The following is a 17,407-nucleotide window of genomic DNA, read 5'->3' as shown; positions in this document are numbered from 1 at the left end:
GATATTCCATTAATGTTATGACGATCACACAACTTACAGTTTTTTGTAGAGTTATCATGATGTGAAGGGTAGCGTATAACAAACCAAAGGCATTTGATGTCATACGTTCAACGCCAGTTTTAACGGGTTATTCGGTGAAGGCGAGTGATGTTTTAATGCGATAAAAAACCATAAATTGTTATACCTTCACATGGGGTTGATAATGAAAAAGAACATACTCGCTGCTCTGATCCTCTCTACGCTCGCGATGCAGGTACACGCTACCGCGCAGCTTAACGTCTGGGAAGACATTAAGAAGTCGTCCGGTATTAAAGATGCGGTCGCCGATTTTGAAAAACAGTACGACGTTAAGGTCAACGTCGAGGAAACGCCTTACGCACAGCAGCTGGAAAAGCTGCGTCTGGACGGTCCGGCAGGGATTGGGCCGGACGTGCTGGTCATCCCTAATGATCAGTTGGGCGGCGCGGTCGTGCAAGGGCTATTGACCCCCCTGAATCTGGAGGCGAAGCAGACCGAACAGTACACCCCGGCCTCCATCAACGCCTTCAAAATGGATAATGCTCTCTACGGCGTGCCAAAAGCGGTCGAAACGCTGGTGCTTATCTACAACAAAGATTTGATTGATAAGCCGCTGAACTCGCTTCAGGACTGGTACGACTTTTCCAAACAGCAGCGCGCCAAAAATCAGTACGGGCTGCTCGCCAAATTTGACCAGATTTATTACAGCTGGGGGGCCATCTCCCCGATGGGTGGCTACATCTTCGGCAAAAACGACAAAGGCGGCTACAACGCTAGCGACGTGGGTCTGAACAAGCCGGGTGCGGTAGAGGCCGTCACGTATCTGAAAAAATTCTATGCCGACGGTATCTTCCCTGCGGGGATCATCGGCGATAACGGCCTGAATGCCATCGACTCCCTGTTCACCGAGAAAAAAGCGGCGGCGGTGATCAACGGGCCGTGGGCGTTCCAGCCATATGAAGCGGCAGGGATCAACTACGGCGTTGCGCCGCTGCCCACGCTGCCGGGCGGCAAGCCAATGAGCTCCTTCCTCGGGGTAAAAGGCTACGTCGTTTCCACCTGGAGCAAGGACAAAGCGCTGGCGCAGAAATTTATCGAATTCATCAACCAGCCGCAGTACGTGAAAACCCGCTATGTGGCCACGCGGGAGATCCCGCCGCTGACCGCAATGATCGACGACCCGGTAATCAAGAACGACGAGAAGGCGAGCGCCGTTGCGGTGCAGGCCGCGCGCGCCACCGCCATGCCGGGTATCCCTGAAATGGGCGAAGTCTGGGGGCCGGCCAACGCCGCGCTGGAGCTGAGCCTGACCGGTAAACAAGATCCTAAAGCCGCGCTGGATAGCGCAGAAAAACAGGTTCAGATGCAGATCGAAGCCATGCAGGCCAGCAACCAGTAATTTTCTGTTGTCGCAAAACGGGAGTGCATGCTCCCGTTTTTTTGAAAGGAGTTGTCTGTGAGTATCATCCCGGAAAATTTTGCCAAACCGCACGGGGCCGGGCGTCACGCCTGGACCGGCCTGCTGCTGGCGCTTATCCCCGGCTTCGGCCAGTTCTATCACCGCCAGTGGCTGAAGGGCGTTATCTTCCTGGTGCTGCTTGCCAGTTTTATCGGCGTTTTTGCCGATTTCCTGCGCGAAGGGCTTTGGGGGCTGGTGACGCTGGGGGAGGAAGTGCCGCGGGATAACTCCATCTTCCTTCTGGCAGAAGGGATCATTAGCGTACTGATCGCCGCATTTGGCGTGATGGTGTATTACCTGTCGATGCGCGATGCCTGGGTTAACGGTCGCAAACGTGATGAAGGGCTGGGGCTAAACAGTGTGCGCAAGCAGTACCAGATGCTGCTGAGCGATGGCTTCCCGTATCTGATGATCACCCCGGGGTTCATTCTGCTGGTGTTTGTGGTGGTTTTCCCAATTCTGTTCGGCTTTGCTATCGCCTTTACCAACTACAACCTTTACCACACGCCGCCAGCCAAGCTGGTGGATTGGGTTGGCTTTAAGAACTTTATCAATATTTTCACGCTCTCCATCTGGCGCTCCACCTTCTTCGACGTGCTGCAGTGGACGGTGGTCTGGACGCTGCTGGCTACCACGCTGCAGTGCACCGTGGGCGTACTGCTGGCCATCCTGGTGAACCAGAAAGATCTGCGCTTTAAGCCGCTGATCCGCACCATCTTCATTTTGCCGTGGGCGGTACCGGGTTTTGTCACCATTCTGGTGTTTGCCGGGATGTTCAACGACTCCTTTGGGGTGATCAACAACGCCATTCTGGCTTTCTTCGGCATTGCGCCAAAAGCCTGGATGACCGATCCGTTCTGGACCAAAACGGCGCTGATTATGATGCAGACCTGGCTCGGCTTCCCGTTTGTTTTCGCCATGACCACGGGCGTGCTGCAGGCCATTCCGGACGATCTGTACGAAGCGGCGACCATGGACGGTGCCAGTAGCGCGACCAAGCTGCGGACCATTACGCTGCCGCTGGTGCTGTACTCGATTGCGCCGATCCTGATCACGCAGTACACCTTCAACTTTAATAACTTCAACATTATCTACTTGTTCAACAACGGCGGGCCGGCGGTTGTCGGGTCGAACGCGGGCGGGACCGACATTCTGGTATCGTGGATCTACAAGCTGACGATGTCCTCTTCGCAATACGCGATAGCGGCAACCATCACCATCCTGCTGTCGGTTTTTGTCGTTGGCCTGGCGCTGTGGCAGTTCCGCGCCACCAAATCTTTCAAAAATGACGACATGGCGTAAGGGACGTAACAATGGCTCAATCACAAAGTATTAAACGTGAGAAGTGGGTACGCCTCTCGCTCTCCTGGCTGGTTATCGTACTGGTGTCGACAATCATCATTTACCCGCTGGTGTGGACGGTCGGGGCGTCATTCAATGCCGGTAACAGCCTGCTTAGCTCGTCGATTATTCCGGAGAACTTCTCGGTCCAGCATTATGCTGACCTGTTCAATGGCCAGGTGAACTACATGACCTGGTACTGGAACTCGATGAAGATCAGCTTCCTGACCATGGTGCTGACCCTGGTCAGCGTCAGCTTCACCGCCTATGCCTTTTCGCGCTTTCGCTTTAAGGGGCGTCAGAACGGCCTGATGCTGTTCCTGCTGTTGCAGATGATCCCGCAATTCTCGGCGCTGATTGCCATCTTCGTGCTGTCGCAGCTGCTGGGGTTAATCAATAGCCATCTGGCGCTGGTGCTGATCTACGTCGGCGGCATGATCCCGATGAACACCTATCTGATGAAGGGCTATCTCGACGCCATCCCGAAAGATCTGGATGAATCCGCGCGCATGGACGGGGCCAGCAACTTCCGTATCTTCATCGAGATCATCATGCCGCTTTCCAAACCGATTGTGGCCGTGGTCGCGCTGTTTTCCTTCACGGGGCCGCTGGGGGATTTCATCCTCTCCAGCACCATTTTGCGCACCCCGGACAAATACACCTTACCCATTGGGCTTTATAACCTGGTAGCGCAAAAAATGGGTGCCAGCTACACCACCTACGCGGCAGGCGCGGTGTTGATTGCCGTGCCGGTCGCGATCCTCTACCTGGCGCTGCAAAAATACTTCGTCTCCGGTCTTACCTCCGGGAGTACCAAAGGATAATCATGAAAAGACTCAAACCCGCTTTGCTTGCTGTTTGCCTCTCATGTGGCCTTGCCGCGAGTGCTTTTGCTGCGGACGTGGTAAACACGCGTCCGTTTAACGCCATGCCTGCGGATTTTATCAAGGGGGCGGATATTTCGACCCTGCTGGAAGCAGAACAGCATGGCGCTAAATATTATAACCAGAACGGGCAGCAGCAGGATGCGATTGCGATTCTGAAAGCCAACGGCGTAAACACGGTGCGCCTGCGCCTGTGGGTTGACCCGCAGGATGCGGATGGCAAGACCTACGGCGGGGGCAGTAACAACCTGGAAAACACCGTTGCGCTGGCGAAGCGCGTGAAAGCCCAGGGCATGAAGCTGCTGCTCGATTTCCATTACAGCGATTTCTGGACCGATCCGGGCAAGCAGTTCAAGCCGAAAGCCTGGGAGAAAATGGACTATCCGCAGCTCAACACGGCGATCCATGACTACACCCGCGACACCATCGCACGCTTTAAGAAAGAGGGCGTGCTGCCGGACATGGTGCAGATCGGTAACGAAATCAACGGCGGCATGCTGTGGCCAGAAGGGAAAAGCTGGGGGCAAGGCGGCGGCGAGTTTGATCGCCTGGCTGGGCTGCTTAACGCCGCGATTCGCGGGGTGAAAGAGAACCTCACCGGCGGCGAGCAGGTGAAAATCATGCTGCACCTGGCGGAAGGGACCAAAAATGACACCTTCCGCTGGTGGTTTGATGAAATTACCCAGCGCGACGTTCCGTTCGATATTATCGGCCTGTCGATGTACACCTACTGGAACGGCCCGCTTAGCGCGCTCAAAACCAACATGGATGACATCAGCAAGCGCTACAACAAAGACGTGATCGTGGTGGAAGCGGCGTATGGCTATACGCTGGAGAATTGCGATAACGCAGAAAACAGCTTCCAGGCGAAAGAAGAGAAGGACGGCGGCTATCCGGGGACCGTTCAGGGCCAGTACGATTATATTCACGATTTAATGCAGTCCGTTATCGACGTGCCTGACCATCGCGGTAAAGGTATTTTTTATTGGGAGCCCACCTGGATTGCCGTGCCCGGCACCACCTGGGCAACCAAAACCGGCATGAAATATATCCATGATGAATGGAAAGAGGGGAATGCCCGCGAGAATCAGGCGTTATTTGATTGCAAAGGAAAAGTACTTCCGTCAATAACGGTATTTAAATAGTTTTTAATCTTCATTCAGGATCTTTTTATGATGAATAAATTTGCGCCTTTAAGCCCGAAGGTCGCTGCGTTATTGCACGGTGCCGACTATAACCCGGAGCAATGGGAGAATTATCCCGGTATTATTGAAAATGATATCGCCATGATGAAACAGGCGAAATGTAATGTCATGTCGGTCGGGATATTTAGCTGGGCTAAACTTGAACCCCGCGAAGGGGAATATGATTTTGCCTGGCTGGACAGCGTTATTGAAAAGCTCTTTGCGGCGGGGATCCATATATTTCTCGCTACGCCAAGCGGCGCGCGCCCGGCATGGATGTCGCAAAAATACCCCGAAGTGCTGCGCGTGGGGCGCAACCGCGTGCCCGCGCTGCATGGGGGGCGTCATAATCACTGCATGTCGTCCCCGGTATACCGCGAGAAGACGCTCAAAATCAACAGACTGCTGGCGGAGCGTTATGCGCAGCATCCGGCGGTGCTGGGCTGGCATATTTCGAATGAGTACGGTGGGGAATGCCACTGTACCCTGTGCCAGGCGCGCTTTCGCGACTGGCTGAAGGCGCGCTATAAAACCCTGGAGGCGCTGAACCACGCGTGGTGGAGCACCTTCTGGAGTCACACCTACACCGACTGGTCGCAGATTGAGTCTCCGTCTCCGCAGGGGGAAGTGTCGATCCACGGCCTGAACCTGGACTGGCGACGTTTTAATACGGCGCAGGTCACTGATTTCTGCCGCCATGAAGTGGTTCCGCTGAAAGCCGCAAATGCGGATCTGCCGGTGACGACCAACTTCATGGAGTATTTCTACGATTACGACTACTGGCAGCTTGCCGACGCGATCGACTTTATCTCCTGGGACAGCTACCCGATGTGGCACAAGGAGAAAGACGAAACGCAGCTTGCCTGCTATACCGCCATGTATCATGACATGATGCGCAGCCTGAAGGGCGGCAAACCCTTTGTGCTAATGGAGTCCACGCCGAGCACCACCAACTGGCAGCCGACCAGCAAGCTGAAAAAGCCGGGGATGCATATTCTCTCCTCGATGCAGGCTGTGGCGCACGGGGCGGACGCGTTGCAGTACTTCCAGTGGCGCAAGAGCCGCGGGTCGGTGGAGAAATTCCACGGGGCGATTATCGACCACGTGGGTCACCTTGATACCCGCGTCGGACGTGAAGTGACGCGCCTCGGCGAGATGCTGGCGCGCTTGCCGGATGTCGTGGGCTGCCGTACGCAAGCCCGCGTGGCGATAATTTTCGACCAGCAAAACCGCTGGGCGCTGGACGATGCCGAAGGGCCGCGTAACAAGGGAATGGAGTACGAGAAAACCGTTAACGAGCACTATCGTCCGTTCTGGGAGCAAGGGATCGCGGTGGATATCATTGACGCCGACGGCGATCTCAACCAGTACGCGCTGGTCATTGCGCCGATGCTCTACATGGTGCGTAAAGGTTTTGCTGAACGCGCTGAAGCCTTTGTGGCTGCGGGCGGCCATCTGGTGACAACCTACTGGAGCGGGGTGGTTGATGAAACTGACCTCTGCCATCTGGGCGGTTTCCCAGGCCCGCTGCGTAAGCTGGTGGGGATCTGGGCGGAGGAGATTGACTGCCTGGATGACGGTGAACGTAATCTGATCCAGGGGCTGGCGGGCAATGCGTCAGGGCTGCAGGGGCCGTATCAGGTTCGCCACCTGTGCGAACTGATCCACGCCGAGTCCGCTCAGGTACTGGCGACCTACCGTGACGACTTTTACGCCGGTCGGCCTGCCGTCACGGTGAACCGCTTTGGCAAAGGTAAAGTGTGGCACGTCGCGTCCCGCAACGATCTGCCCTTTCAGCGTGATTTCTTCGCCAGCATTATTGACGAACTGGCGCTTCCACGAGCAATCGAAGGCGATTTCCCGCCGGGTGTCGTTGCAACAGCGCGCACGGATGGCGAAACCACCTGGGTGTTTGTGCAGAACTTTACCGCCCAGCAGCAAATTATCACGCTGCCGCAGGGGTATACCGACTGCATGACGGACGCCGCCGCCGCGGGCGATACCGTGCTGCTGGCGTGGGACTGTCGGGTGCTCAAGCGTAAAGCGTAAGCGCAGCGTCACCCGGAAAAATGGCAAAAAGCCTGCTCCTGGAGCAGGCATTTTTTTATCTGCATAACAGAGAGGCGTATTATGGACAGTCATATTACTCAGCGTTTAATTCCCGCGTTTGGCGGTGACGATAATATCGAGCACGTAGAAGCCTGTATTACCCGTCTGCGCGTCACGGTAAAAGATTTAAATAAGGTTAATTCACAGGCATTACAGGAGGAGGGGGCGCTTGGGGTAATTATTATCGGTCAGCAGGTTCATGCGATATTTGGCAGGCAGTCTGATACCTTGCGGCAGCTATTAGAAAAGCACTTTAATCATTAAGCATAAAAAAGGGATAGCCAAAATAATGGCTATCCCTGAGCAGGGGATATTCTGCAAATAGCGGGAGATACAATAACGATTAACGCATATTAAAGACTAACGCTTACCACCAGGCTTCGACCTGCACGCCAAAGTTCCAGGTGTTATTGGCGGTACCATCTTCGAAGGATTGCCCTTTTTCAGAATCATTCAGGTAAGAAGCAAACACGCGCAGCTCAGGACGCGACATAAAGTCGGGACCGTCCGCCAGGCCCAGGGCAATGGTGTACTTCTCGCCGCTCTGCTTGTATTTCGAACCGTCGGTATAGGTATCTTCCTGATAGAAGCCGCCCACTTCGCCAATCAGGCGAACATATTCCGTAAACTGATACTGGGCACGGCCAACCAGCGAGACGAGGCGTGATTTGTCCGTGTACTGCGTGGTGTCATCCGCCGAGCCCCAGGTCAACACGTGGTTGAAGGAGAATTTGTCGGTGATGGGAATCAGGCCGGTATTGATCACGCGGTAGCCTGTGGCATCGTTCACGTAGTTCCACATGTCATACCAGCCGCCACCCTGTGACACCATGTTCTGTGCCAGACCTTTGTTAGCATACTGAAGCACCAGCTTGTTATAGCCGCCCAGCATGTCCTGGCTGATCTCGCCGGTGACCATCACGCCATTGTCGGCCTCATACAGGCCGCCATATTCCTTCTGCTTGTTGGTGGGGTTCGGCATGGCGTAATCAATACCCACTTCTGTCCATGCGCCCGCCCACGGTTTCCAGCCTGCATAGCGAAGGTCGATATAGTTGATGTTCACGTCGCTATCGCCATCTACGCGGTAATCGACATCGTTGGCATCGCCACGGATCCAGGCTACGGAGACGGTGCCCGGGCCGAGCGTATAGTTCTCAATACCGGCACCTGAGCCGGAGATGTTCCAGTATTTGGTGTCGATGATGTGCAGGTCATGGCGCTGGTAGTAACGTTTCCCGCCCCAAATCACCGCATTCGGATCGCCCGGGATCAGGCCTTTGATCTGCAGATTTAGCTGGCGCAGACCAAACTGAGCGTCATCATCTAACGTGGTTTCGTTATCGTTTGAGCCGTCAGAGACCATGCTGACCATGCTGTCGAGGTAGAAGCTAACGTCGTTCTTTTTGTATACCTCCGAGCCCAGTTCCAGCTCGCCGTAGGTATCGGCTTCGTTGCCCAAACGGCCAATTTTATTTTTTTGCCACTCCTCCATCCCACCATCCCGTGAGACGCCCACGCCGGAGCGAAGATATCCATGAAAATCAATCGGTACTGAAGACGCTGCAAACAGCGAAGGAGACGCTAATGCGGCAGCCAACGCAACAGATACAGAGCGGATCGTCGTGTTCATTGTTATCCTCTTATTGTTTTGTAATACGTTCACAAATCCGCAGTCATAAAATGCCTAAACCCGTTATCTGGCAATTGCACGATCGTGAATGTGTGATTAAGTGCAAATAAAATAGACAATTTTGTTACGATTGATGAGATGCACCACGAAATGTGGCATTGTGAGCGTCATACTTTTTGATGGTGTTGAGCGCATGAAAAGGTTGCTGTGTGCGTTTTTTTACATCGCCCCTGTTACAATCAGCGCATAACAACATAAGGAACCGGACCATGAAGTCGAAAAGCGCGACGTTAGAGGATGTGGCACGCCATGCGGGCGTCTCCTATCAGACCGTGTCCAGGGTACTGAATAAATCTGCCAATGTATCCGAAGCCACGCGTCACAAGGTGGAGAAATCCATAGAGTTATTGCGGTATGTCCCAAACCGATTGGCTCAGCAGCTGGTGGGCAAGCAGAGCCAGACGGTCGGGCTGGTGACCATTTCGTTGGCCTTACACGCCCCTTCGCAGGTGGCGGCAGCGGTAAAACGCTACGCCAATATGGAAGGATACCAGGTGCTGATCTCAATGATTGATGAGAACGTCAACCATAGCATCCAGGATTCCATCAATGAGCTGAAGTCGCAGCGGGTTAGCAAGGTGATCGTCAACGTCCCGCTGGAGGCGGAGCAGGCGCAGAAAATCGCGATGGACAATGATGATATTGTCTGTCTGTTTCTCGATGTGGACCCGTACAGTTCCGTGTTTAACGTTTCATTTAACCCGGCAGACGGCACGCGCGCCAGCGTAAAATATCTCTACGAGCTGGGCCATCGGGAGATTGCCCTGCTGGCCGGACCTGCGTCCTCCGTGTCGGCACAGCTGAGGCTGAAAAGCTGGATAGACACCCTGAAGGGCTATGGCCTGGAGCCGGCATCGGTCATTCGCGGTAACTGGGACGCGCAAAGCGGCTATTCCGGCGCCCTGCAGATGCTGCGCGAAACGGCACACTTTTCCGCCGTGCTGGTCGCCAACGATCAGATGGCGCTCGGCGTGCTGAGCGCCTTCCATCAGCAACAAATATCCATCCCGGCGGAGAAGTCGGTGATTGGTTACGATGATACCTACGAGAGTTCGTTCTTTTATCCCGCGCTGACGACGGTGTCACTGGATCTCGATTTGCAGGGCAAAGAGGCGGTGCGCCGCATTCTGGACAGCGGCGAAGACAATGCGCTGCGCATGTCGTCGATCCTGCCAGCCCGACTGGTGGTGCGTCAGTCCACCGGGCCGAAAGGGGAGAAGGGGAAAAACCTGCAGGCGTTGGCTCAGCAGCTGCGCGAGATCGCGCACAGGCTCGATGACGTATAACGCCGTGGGCACCTCAGCGTGAGGTGCCCACAGAATTACTCCAGCCCCAGCGTGTATTGGGCAATTTTGAAATAGATAATCAGCCCGGTACCGTCAATGAGCGTTGCGATAAACGGCGCGGAGACCACGGCAGGGTCGATCCGACAGCGCTTGAGCACCATTGGGATCACGGACGAAACAATTGCACTCCACAGCGTGATACACACCAGCGTCAGGCTGACAATGAGCGTAATTTCCAGCCCAATTCCCATCATCCAGGCGCGGATACACCCGGCAATGCCGAGCGTGGCGGCAATCATCAGCGAGGTGGTCATCTCCTTTCGCAGCACGCGCCCGACGTCGCGCAGATGCACTTCGCCCAGCGCCATGGCGCGAACCAGCGTCGACGTGATCTGCGTGCCGCTGTTTCCGCCCGTGCCAATCAGCAGCGGAATAAAGAACGCCAGCGCGATAGCGGATTCCAGCGCTTCTTCAAAATGCTGTATGACGGAGCTGGTGTAGGCTTCCGCGACAAACAGCAGCAGCAGCCAGACGGAGCGCTTTTTCCATAAGCGATACGGGCTGGTTTCCAGATAGGGCTTTTCCAGCGGCAGCGTCGCGCCCTGCAGTTGCGCATCCTCGGTGACGTCATCTTCCAGCAGATGGGCAATTTCACGTTCGGTAAGGCAGCCTACCAGCTTGCCGTGCGTGACCACCGGCACAACATCCGCAGCGCCGTGCGCAAGCAGCCCGGCGACGTCTGCGCGCTCATCTTCCGGTTTTACCTGGACAAACTCGGATATCATTAGCGCCTTAACCGGCTGTACGGTATCCGCGGTCTGTAATAATTTGCGCACGGCAATCATGCCCGCCAGGCGACCGTTATCCTCGATAAAAATATGCGACGGAATATCATCATCTTTTAATTTATCGAAAAACTGTTCGCGCGCCAGCGCCACGCATAATGAAATATCGAGAACAATAAAATCGGTATTCATATATTGCGCGATGGCGCTGTCATTGAATGCCAGGTTTTGATTGTGAATAGCATGAGACATAGTAAATTCCCTTTGAATAATAAAATCTCTCAGGGGCGAGCAAGACAGGGCATGTCGAAGAGGAGATCCCCACGTCCTGGGTTCAGCACTGTACACCGTATCCCGTCAGGGAAGTTATACTGACAAAGCCTTGATTCGACAGTGCCTGTTTTACCCTGTGCCGGTTCTCTCGAACCTACCAGAGCGATAACGTGTGTTTGTACAGGAGCCTCGCCATAACGAGATCGTTATAAAACGTGAGGGATAATACGCGAGTTTTAACATCGCGCTTTTAAATTTAAAAGATGTTTATGAAAGGTTTAGAAGAATAATATCGATTCTGCGTTGAGCGTTTATTTAAGGTTCTTCGTTTTAAATGGAGAGTGCTTATTTTTTCGCGGAGGTCATAATGGCGTGGCTGGACAATCTACTCAATCATTTTGCCCTTTATCCGACGCATCTGTTCGCGCTGTTATTTGTGATGGCGCTGAGTAAATCGACGGTGCTGATCTCCTCCGTGCTGCCCCCTGCGTCGGTTATGTTGCTTACAGGCATTACCGTCAGCCAGTCGAGCCTGCATCCCGGGCTAACGTGGCTTGCCGTGGTGATGGGCGCAGCAGCAGGCTCGATGCTGAACTACCATATCGGCCAGCTGATGGGGCATACCCGGCTGGTCACGCGCGTGACCACAAAGCATGCCGATAAATTTTTGCGGGTCCAACAGCAGCTGCAAAAAAATGGCGTGCTGGTGCTGTTCACCGCGCGTTTCCTGGCGGTTCTGCGCTACATCGTGCCGCTGGCGGCGGGAATGCTCAGGCTGAACGCCGTAAAAGTGTACGCCGTCAGCCTGGCCTCCGCCTGCGCCTGGGCAGCGCTGTATGTCGGCATTGTCACCGGCATCAGCGTCTTTTGAGCTACAGGCTTCCCATTCCGCCGTCGACCAGCAGCTCGGTGCCCACCGTATACGTCGACTCGTCCGATGCCAGATAGAGCGCGGCTTTCGCCAGCTCCGCTGTGGTCCCCATTCTGCCCAGCGGCACCAGCCTGGTGACATCTGCCATCAACGCCTTCAGCGCCTCTTCGCTCAGGCCGGTTTTCGTGAACGCCGGGGTTTCGACCGGGCCGGGGCTGAGGCCATTGACGCGAATACCGCGCGGCAACAGCTCTGCCGATAGCGTGCGTGCCAGCGACAGTAAGCCCGCCTTGCTGGCGGCGTAAACGCTGCTGGCAGGCAGACCAATACGTGCGCTTACGGAGCCGCAGAGGATCACCGAGGAAGGATGACTGAGCAGCGGCAGCAGAGCCTGAATCAGGAAGAACGGCCCTTTAAGGTTGATGCGCATCAGGCGATCCCAGGCATCCTCCTGCCACTCCTCTAGCAGTCCGTGCGTCACATCGCCGGCGTTAATAAACACGGCATCCAGCCGCGGCCAACGTGAGGCAATCGTCTCTGCCAGCGCTTTTTGCGCGCGACTATCCCCGGCGTCGGTCTGAATCACCCAGGCCTTATCGCCCAGAATACGTTGTGCTTCGGCGAGGGTTTCCGGGTTACGTCCGGTGACGGCAACCTGCGCCCCTTCGGCGATAAACACCTGCGCGGTGGCAAGACCAATGCCGCTGGTTCCGCCGGTAATCAGCGTATATTTACCTGCTAAACGACCCATGTTCTTCTCCTGAAAGTCTCTGGAGAAAGCACTATAGAAACGTTAGTATCGAAAGGAAACCAGGTACCATTTGGATACTAATGAGGCAAGAGGTGTGCAATGGCGGAATTACTCAATGTGCCCTGCGAAAAAAATTCTGAGGTTTATGTCTGCCCAATGACGCAGTTTGTGAACCTGATTTCCGGTAAGTGGGCGATCCCCGTTCTCTATCGCCTGATTATGCTTAATGCGCCGGTGCGGTTTGGCGATCTGCTGCGTGCCGCCACCCCGATCACCCAAAAAGAGTTAACGAAGCAGCTTAGGCTGTTTGAACAGCGCGGGCTGGTGTCGCGTACCGTCTACCCGGAGATCCCGCCGCGCGTGGAGTATCAAATAACCGAGCTGGGATTAACCCTGCAAGGCGCACTCTCCCCGCTGGCCACCTGGATGAGTGAGTACGGCGGCCAGCTGGAACGGTAGGTTACCGTTTACCGTAGCGCGGTGCCGGAATGCCGGTGCGCGCGCTGTTAAAGAGCTCGAGGCGCGCCGTTTCGTAGCGATCCCACAGGCTGGCATCGTGCAGCGGCGGAATGGTAATCAGCTCGCCCTGATCCAGTCCCGCCAGCGAAGCGTCCACCATATCCTCCGTCGTCATCACCGAACCTTCCGGCAGATCGTTGACCGTGACACCCGAGTGCCCCCAAATCTCCGTCGCCGTTGCGGCAGGCAGGACGGCCTGAATGCGCAGGTGACTGTCAGCAAATTCTTCCTGTAATCCACGGGTGAAGCTCAATACCCAGGCTTTGGTGGCGCTGTACAGCGCGCTGCCCGCACGCACGTGCAGGGACAACACCGACGCAATATTGATAAGCGTTCCCTGATTGTTCTGCGCCAGACGCGGCAGGATCGCATACGTCAACCGCATCAGTGCCGTGGTGTTCAGGGTATTGATAGCCTGATGTTGCGCCACGTCGCCCGCGAGGAAGGGGGCCATCTGCGCGGCACCCGCGTTGTTAACCAGCATCGTGATGGCGGTATTGCTGCGTAACGTCTCTTCCACGGCGCGGATCCCCGCCTCATCGGTCAGATCGGCGACCTGGATTTCTACGGCAACGCCATAGCGGGCGCGTAGGTCTGCAGCCAGCGTTTGCAGGCGTGCTTCACGACGGGCGACCAGGACCAGGTTGACGCCGCGAGCGGCCAGACGATCGGCGTAGACAGCACCAATTCCTGATGAAGCGCCCGTAATCAGGGCGGTAGCGTGTTGCGTAGTCATCGTGCATTACCTCGAAAGGAAGTGAGTTATTTGGTTTCAACATGAAACTGAATTAACTCTCTGTTATTTGGTTTTATAATGCAACCATTTTGGCGCGCATTTTTTATTTTTGCCTGGCGGACGGGTCAGGATGGGAGTTTTGGTACGATCTCGGCGGGAGTCAGTTCACGGCCATCGTCAGACAGTAATGTCAGCTTGCGCAAGGGCTTACGCTGCTCGGTATCAACCAGCACGGTACCGCATTCGTTCTCGGCAAACAGGTATTCATTGCCCCACTGCGAAAGGGCAACCAGCACCGTTTGCAGCGCGCGCCCCTTTTCGGTCAGGACATATTCCTGCCAGGCGCTGCCGTCGGATGCCGGTTGGAGGGTGAGAATGCCTTCATCCACCAGCAGCTTCAGCCGCGTGGTCAGCATATTTTTGGCAATGCCCAGGCTTTTCTGAAATTCACCGAACCGCCGGATGCCCCGTAACGCGTCGCGAACAATCAGCAATGACCACCAGTCGCCGATAATATCCAGCGAACGGGCAACGGGGCAGGTGCTTTCTTCAAGACGGGTGCGTTTCACAGTCAGTTCTCCGGTACGGTATGGTTTTATTATAAAACTATTCTCCTCGCCGGGTAAGCCAGTTATTCATCAGTATGAGAAATGCTTCCCGGAAAATTGTCATGAATCTGTCACACTTATCGCACGATTAAAACCGAGAGAGGATCGAGGGATGAAAAAAGCACTACTCGCTGTTGCAGTGGCAGGTACCCTTTCAATGAGCGTTGGTGTCCAGGCGCAGGATACGCCGGATGGCTACCAGTTAGAGCAAGTTTTAATTATGAGTCGCCACAACCTGCGCGCGCCGCTCGCCAATAACGGCAGCGTGCTGGAACAGTCCACGCCGAAACAGTGGCCGGAATGGGAAGTGCCGGGCGGTCAACTCACCACCAAGGGCGGGGTGCTGGAAGTGTATATGGGGCACTATATGCGTGAGTGGCTGGCGCAGCAGGGAATGGTGACCACCGGCGAGTGTCCGCCTGCGGATGCTGTCTATGCCTACGCCAACAGCCTGCAGCGCACCGTGGCAACCGCGCAGTTCTTTATCACTGGTGCCTTCCCGGGCTGTGATGTGCCTGTGCATCATCAGGAAAAAATGGGCACCATGGACCCGACCTTTAACCCGGTCATTACCGATAATTCTCCGGAATTCCGCGAAAAAGCGCTGAAGGCGATGGAGACGGAACGGCAGAGAATGCAGCTGGATGAGAGCTACAAGCTGCTGGAGCAGATAACTCACTTTGCCGAATCCCCGTCCTGCAAGGAGAAAAAAGTCTGCTCCCTGACGGAAGCGAAAGACACCTTCAGCGCCGACTATGAAAAAGAGCCGGGCGTTTCTGGCCCGCTAAAAGTCGGTAACTCGCTGGTGGATGCGTTCATGCTGCAGTATTACGAAGGCTTCCCGGCCGATAAGGTTGCCTGGGGGGAAATCAAAACGGACCAGCAGTGGCGGGTGCTGTCAAAGCTGAAAAATGGGTATCAGGATTCGCTGTTTACCTCCACCGACGTGGCGCAGAACGTTGCCAAACCGCTGGTGAAATACATTGATAACGCGCTGGTGACCGGGCAGGCAAAAGCGCCAAAAATCACGGTGCTGGTGGGGCATGACTCCAACATCGCTTCGCTGCTGACGGCGCTGGACTTCAAGCCCTATCAACTGCATGACCAGCATGAGCGCACGCCGATTGGCGGCAAAATTGTTTTCCAGCGCTGGCATGATAAGGGCGCGAACCGTGAGCTGATGAAAATCGAGTACGTGTATCAGAGTTCAGAGCAGTTGCGTAACGCCAGCGTTCTGTCCCTCCAGTCCCCGGCACAGCGCGTGACGCTTGAGCTAAAGGGATGTCCCGTCGATGCGAATGGTTTTTGCCCGATTGATAAATTTAATACGGTCATGAACAACGCGGCGAAATAGCGGAGAACCCCCCGCTGCGGCGGGGGGAACGTTTAGACGTTTTTACGTTCGATCGTTTGCTCGCCCCAAAAGAGCGAGTCTTTGTCCGTTTTCCCGAAGGCGCGTTCCAGAACTTCGTCGCTGCCTTCTTCCCAAATCTTCTCTGCCAGTTTTTCGTCATATTTTGCGACTTCAAAAATGGCTTCGGCGATCTCCGGCGAGGTGTTACGTAAACTTGCCCATTCGCCCACGTGATGAGCTTTGGATTCTTGTGTTGGCATGTTTGTCCTCCTGTTGGGTGTTAGCCGTGCAGTTTTTTGGCGAGTCCCGCGACGTGTTCACCCTGATAGCGGGCGATAGCCAGTTCTTCGTTGCTGGGCTGGCGCGAACCATCGCCACCGGCAATCGTGGTTGCCCCGTAAGGTGTGCCGCCGCGTACCTGAGAAACGTCAAACAGTTCCTGGGCACCATAGCCAATCGGTACAATCACCATCCCATGATGAGCAAGGGTAGTCCAGGTTGAGGTAATCGTCTGCTCCTGTCCACCGCCGGTGCCGGTTGAGCTGAAAACGCTGGCCAGTTTGCCGTACAACGCACCGGATGCCCAGAGCCCGCCAGTCTGGTCGAGGAAGGTTCGCATCTGACCCGACATATTGCCGAAGCGGGTCGGGGTGCCGAAGATAATGGCATCGTAATCCGCCAGCTCCTGCGGCGTTGCCTGTGGGGCATTTTGCGTTTTTCCGCCAGCTTTCAGGAACGCTTCAGCATTCATGGTTTCCGGTACGCGCTTCACCACGACCTCTACGCCGTCCACTCTGTTCGCACCTTCTGCTACCGCGTGAGCCATGGTTTCAATGTGTCCATACATGGAATAATAGAGCACCAGAACTTTTGCCATTTTGCATCACTCCTCGTTTGTGTTTTCTGACAGCGAATCGCTGCGTTCATTTAAAGATATGACATCACAGCCAGACTGCAAAAATGAACAGCATTTCTTTGATTTATAACAATATCTTGACGCTGAAAGTCTGTAGCAAGTTGAAACAACTTTGCGGCGCTGATTTTTTGGAAGCATAAGAATGGCTTATATATCCTCTGCGCCGATTCTCATGCAAAAGGCTGAGATGATGTTGCAGAATATTACCTGCTGCTTGCTGGATAGCCTCATTCCACTAAGCTTAGTTTCACGTGACGCAGATAAAGGCACTGTCCTTACGTCGCGAGGTGAAAGAATCCTCTTTTACTGAATGCAATATGATGTCTAATGTTTCACACTCTGGAGGTTAGAGATGGCAAACCATCGTGGTGGTTCCGGTAATTTCGCTGAAGACCGTGACAGAGCATCAGAAGCAGGCCGTAAAGGTGGCCAGTCGAGCGGAGGCAATTTCAAGAATGACCCTCAGCGCGCATCAGAAGCTGGCAAAAAAGGGGGTAAAAATAGCCACGGCAGCAGCAAGTAGTACGCCGGGTTAATACCCTGCCGCCGGGTCTCCCGGCGGTTTTTTTATGTCTGCAACATTGAACTGTAACCAAAGGCATCGCACACTACAGGATTGT

18 protein-coding genes and 1 riboswitch are annotated in these 17,407 nt (G+C 54.9%); of the genes, 11 read left to right on the top strand and 7 right to left on the bottom strand.

All coding sequences use genetic code 11. The features are described 5' to 3' along the window. The first annotated feature begins 202 nt into the window (after positions 1–202). From V5P19_RS08775 to V5P19_RS08750, 6 genes are all read left to right on the top strand, one after another. Entirely contained in the window at positions 203–1,417 is a 1,215-nt protein-coding gene (locus V5P19_RS08775) for an extracellular solute-binding protein (protein WP_334402196.1), read from the top strand. A 57-nt stretch (positions 1,418–1,474) separates the two neighbouring features. After that, positions 1,475–2,779, top strand: a complete 1,305-nt coding sequence (locus V5P19_RS08770) for a sugar ABC transporter permease (RefSeq protein ID WP_334402194.1) — start codon at positions 1,475–1,477, stop codon at positions 2,777–2,779. An 11-nt stretch (positions 2,780–2,790) separates the two neighbouring features. After that, positions 2,791–3,642 (top strand): sugar ABC transporter permease, encoded by an 852-nt coding sequence (locus tag V5P19_RS08765; RefSeq protein ID WP_334402192.1) that lies wholly within the window; start codon positions 2,791–2,793, stop codon positions 3,640–3,642. A gap of 2 nt (positions 3,643–3,644) precedes the next feature. Beyond that, positions 3,645–4,847: an arabinogalactan endo-beta-1,4-galactanase gene (locus tag V5P19_RS08760; RefSeq protein ID WP_334402190.1), complete on the top strand. Its 1,203-nt coding sequence runs from the start codon at positions 3,645–3,647 to the stop codon at positions 4,845–4,847. A 30-nt stretch (positions 4,848–4,877) separates the two neighbouring features. Continuing rightward, entirely contained in the window at positions 4,878–6,935 is a 2,058-nt protein-coding gene (locus tag V5P19_RS08755; RefSeq protein ID WP_334402744.1) for a beta-galactosidase, read from the top strand. Positions 6,936–7,016: 81 nt separating this feature from the next. Further along, positions 7,017–7,259 carry a PTS transporter subunit EIIB gene (locus V5P19_RS08750; protein WP_334402187.1) on the top strand — a complete coding sequence of 81 codons (243 nt, stop codon included), beginning with the start codon at positions 7,017–7,019 and terminating at the stop codon, positions 7,257–7,259. Positions 7,260–7,362: 103 nt separating this feature from the next. On the opposite strand, the gene V5P19_RS08745 is transcribed toward V5P19_RS08750, so the two are convergent. Beyond that, positions 7,363–8,628 (bottom strand): maltoporin, encoded by a 1,266-nt coding sequence (locus V5P19_RS08745; protein ID WP_334402185.1) that lies wholly within the window; start codon positions 8,626–8,628, stop codon positions 7,363–7,365. Between the two features lie 269 nt (positions 8,629–8,897). On the opposite strand from V5P19_RS08745, the gene V5P19_RS08740 reads away from it, so the two are divergent. Beyond that, a complete protein-coding gene (locus tag V5P19_RS08740; protein WP_334402183.1) occupies positions 8,898–9,974 on the top strand; it encodes a LacI family DNA-binding transcriptional regulator in 1,077 nt (358 codons plus the stop codon). A gap of 35 nt (positions 9,975–10,009) precedes the next feature. Here the strand turns inward: V5P19_RS08740 and V5P19_RS08735 are convergent, their stop codons facing one another. Then, on the bottom strand, positions 10,010–11,011 hold the full coding sequence (locus V5P19_RS08735) for a magnesium transporter (RefSeq protein WP_334402181.1): 1,002 nt from the start codon (positions 11,009–11,011) through the stop codon (positions 10,010–10,012). Between the two features lie 60 nt (positions 11,012–11,071). After that, positions 11,072–11,241: riboswitch (M-box (ykoK) riboswitch) on the bottom strand. 158 nt (positions 11,242–11,399) lie between these two features. Between V5P19_RS08735 and V5P19_RS08730 the strand changes: the two genes are divergently transcribed. After that, positions 11,400–11,903 carry a DedA family protein gene (locus V5P19_RS08730; protein WP_334402179.1) on the top strand — a complete coding sequence of 168 codons (504 nt, stop codon included), beginning with the start codon at positions 11,400–11,402 and terminating at the stop codon, positions 11,901–11,903. Position 11,904: 1 nt separating this feature from the next. Here V5P19_RS08730 and V5P19_RS08725 read toward each other — a convergent pair whose 3' ends face one another. Further along, on the bottom strand, positions 11,905–12,654 hold the full coding sequence (locus V5P19_RS08725; RefSeq protein ID WP_334402177.1) for an SDR family oxidoreductase: 750 nt from the start codon (positions 12,652–12,654) through the stop codon (positions 11,905–11,907). A 99-nt stretch (positions 12,655–12,753) separates the two neighbouring features. On the opposite strand from V5P19_RS08725, the gene V5P19_RS08720 reads away from it, so the two are divergent. Next, positions 12,754–13,113, top strand: coding sequence for a helix-turn-helix domain-containing protein (locus V5P19_RS08720; RefSeq protein ID WP_334402175.1), 360 nt, complete (start codon positions 12,754–12,756; stop codon positions 13,111–13,113). Position 13,114: 1 nt separating this feature from the next. Here the strand turns inward: V5P19_RS08720 and V5P19_RS08715 are convergent, their stop codons facing one another. Continuing rightward, on the bottom strand, positions 13,115–13,909 hold the full coding sequence (locus V5P19_RS08715) for an SDR family oxidoreductase (protein ID WP_334402173.1): 795 nt from the start codon (positions 13,907–13,909) through the stop codon (positions 13,115–13,117). Positions 13,910–14,034: 125 nt separating this feature from the next. Continuing rightward, positions 14,035–14,478, bottom strand: a complete 444-nt coding sequence (locus V5P19_RS08710; RefSeq protein WP_334402171.1) for a helix-turn-helix domain-containing protein — start codon at positions 14,476–14,478, stop codon at positions 14,035–14,037. 151 nt (positions 14,479–14,629) lie between these two features. Between V5P19_RS08710 and agp the strand changes: the two genes are divergently transcribed. After that, complete coding sequence (agp, locus tag V5P19_RS08705; protein ID WP_334402169.1) at positions 14,630–15,871, top strand: bifunctional glucose-1-phosphatase/inositol phosphatase; 1,242 nt, start codon at positions 14,630–14,632, stop codon at positions 15,869–15,871. A gap of 32 nt (positions 15,872–15,903) precedes the next feature. On the opposite strand, the gene V5P19_RS08700 is transcribed toward agp, so the two are convergent. Both V5P19_RS08700 and wrbA read right to left on the bottom strand, forming a co-directional pair. Continuing rightward, the gene (locus tag V5P19_RS08700) at positions 15,904–16,131 is read right to left on the bottom strand and encodes a YccJ family protein (protein ID WP_334402167.1); all 228 of its coding nucleotides are present in this window, start codon (positions 16,129–16,131) and stop codon (positions 15,904–15,906) included. 20 nt (positions 16,132–16,151) lie between these two features. Beyond that, positions 16,152–16,748 carry an NAD(P)H:quinone oxidoreductase gene (gene wrbA, locus V5P19_RS08695; RefSeq protein ID WP_334402165.1) on the bottom strand — a complete coding sequence of 199 codons (597 nt, stop codon included), beginning with the start codon at positions 16,746–16,748 and terminating at the stop codon, positions 16,152–16,154. A 391-nt stretch (positions 16,749–17,139) separates the two neighbouring features. Between wrbA and V5P19_RS08690 the strand changes: the two genes are divergently transcribed. Then, complete coding sequence (locus V5P19_RS08690) at positions 17,140–17,310, top strand: general stress protein (RefSeq protein WP_137848914.1); 171 nt, start codon at positions 17,140–17,142, stop codon at positions 17,308–17,310. Positions 17,311–17,407: the final 97 nt, after the last annotated feature.

This window comes from Enterobacter sp. UNJFSC 003, from assembly GCF_036903355.1.
Classification (GTDB): domain Bacteria; phylum Pseudomonadota; class Gammaproteobacteria; order Enterobacterales; family Enterobacteriaceae; genus Enterobacter.
This window is presented reverse-complemented; position numbering and strand designations above follow the sequence as displayed.

Bases quoted from the DNA above. Each gene is read 5' to 3' on its own strand.
- V5P19_RS08700 (WP_334402167.1), bottom strand. From the start codon at position 16,131: ATGCCAACACAAGAATCCAAAGCTCATCACGTGGGCGAATGGGCAAGT.
- V5P19_RS08715 (WP_334402173.1), bottom strand. From the start codon at position 13,909: ATGACTACGCAACACGCTACCGCCCTGATTACGGGCGCTTCATCAGGA.
- V5P19_RS08775 (WP_334402196.1), top strand. From the start codon at position 203: ATGAAAAAGAACATACTCGCTGCTCTGATCCTCTCTACGCTCGCGATG.
- V5P19_RS08735 (WP_334402181.1), bottom strand. From the start codon at position 11,011: ATGTCTCATGCTATTCACAATCAAAACCTGGCATTCAATGACAGCGCC.
- V5P19_RS08755 (WP_334402744.1), top strand. From the start codon at position 4,878: ATGAATAAATTTGCGCCTTTAAGCCCGAAGGTCGCTGCGTTATTGCAC.
- V5P19_RS08725 (WP_334402177.1), bottom strand. From the start codon at position 12,654: ATGGGTCGTTTAGCAGGTAAATATACGCTGATTACCGGCGGAACCAGC.
- wrbA (WP_334402165.1), bottom strand. From the start codon at position 16,748: ATGGCAAAAGTTCTGGTGCTCTATTATTCCATGTATGGACACATTGAA.
- V5P19_RS08760 (WP_334402190.1), top strand. From the start codon at position 3,645: ATGAAAAGACTCAAACCCGCTTTGCTTGCTGTTTGCCTCTCATGTGGC.
- V5P19_RS08690 (WP_137848914.1), top strand. From the start codon at position 17,140: ATGGCAAACCATCGTGGTGGTTCCGGTAATTTCGCTGAAGACCGTGAC.
- agp (WP_334402169.1), top strand. From the start codon at position 14,630: ATGAAAAAAGCACTACTCGCTGTTGCAGTGGCAGGTACCCTTTCAATG.
- V5P19_RS08765 (WP_334402192.1), top strand. From the start codon at position 2,791: ATGGCTCAATCACAAAGTATTAAACGTGAGAAGTGGGTACGCCTCTCG.
- V5P19_RS08730 (WP_334402179.1), top strand. From the start codon at position 11,400: ATGGCGTGGCTGGACAATCTACTCAATCATTTTGCCCTTTATCCGACG.
- V5P19_RS08745 (WP_334402185.1), bottom strand. From the start codon at position 8,628: ATGAACACGACGATCCGCTCTGTATCTGTTGCGTTGGCTGCCGCATTA.
- V5P19_RS08740 (WP_334402183.1), top strand. From the start codon at position 8,898: ATGAAGTCGAAAAGCGCGACGTTAGAGGATGTGGCACGCCATGCGGGC.
- V5P19_RS08720 (WP_334402175.1), top strand. From the start codon at position 12,754: ATGGCGGAATTACTCAATGTGCCCTGCGAAAAAAATTCTGAGGTTTAT.
- V5P19_RS08750 (WP_334402187.1), top strand. From the start codon at position 7,017: ATGGACAGTCATATTACTCAGCGTTTAATTCCCGCGTTTGGCGGTGAC.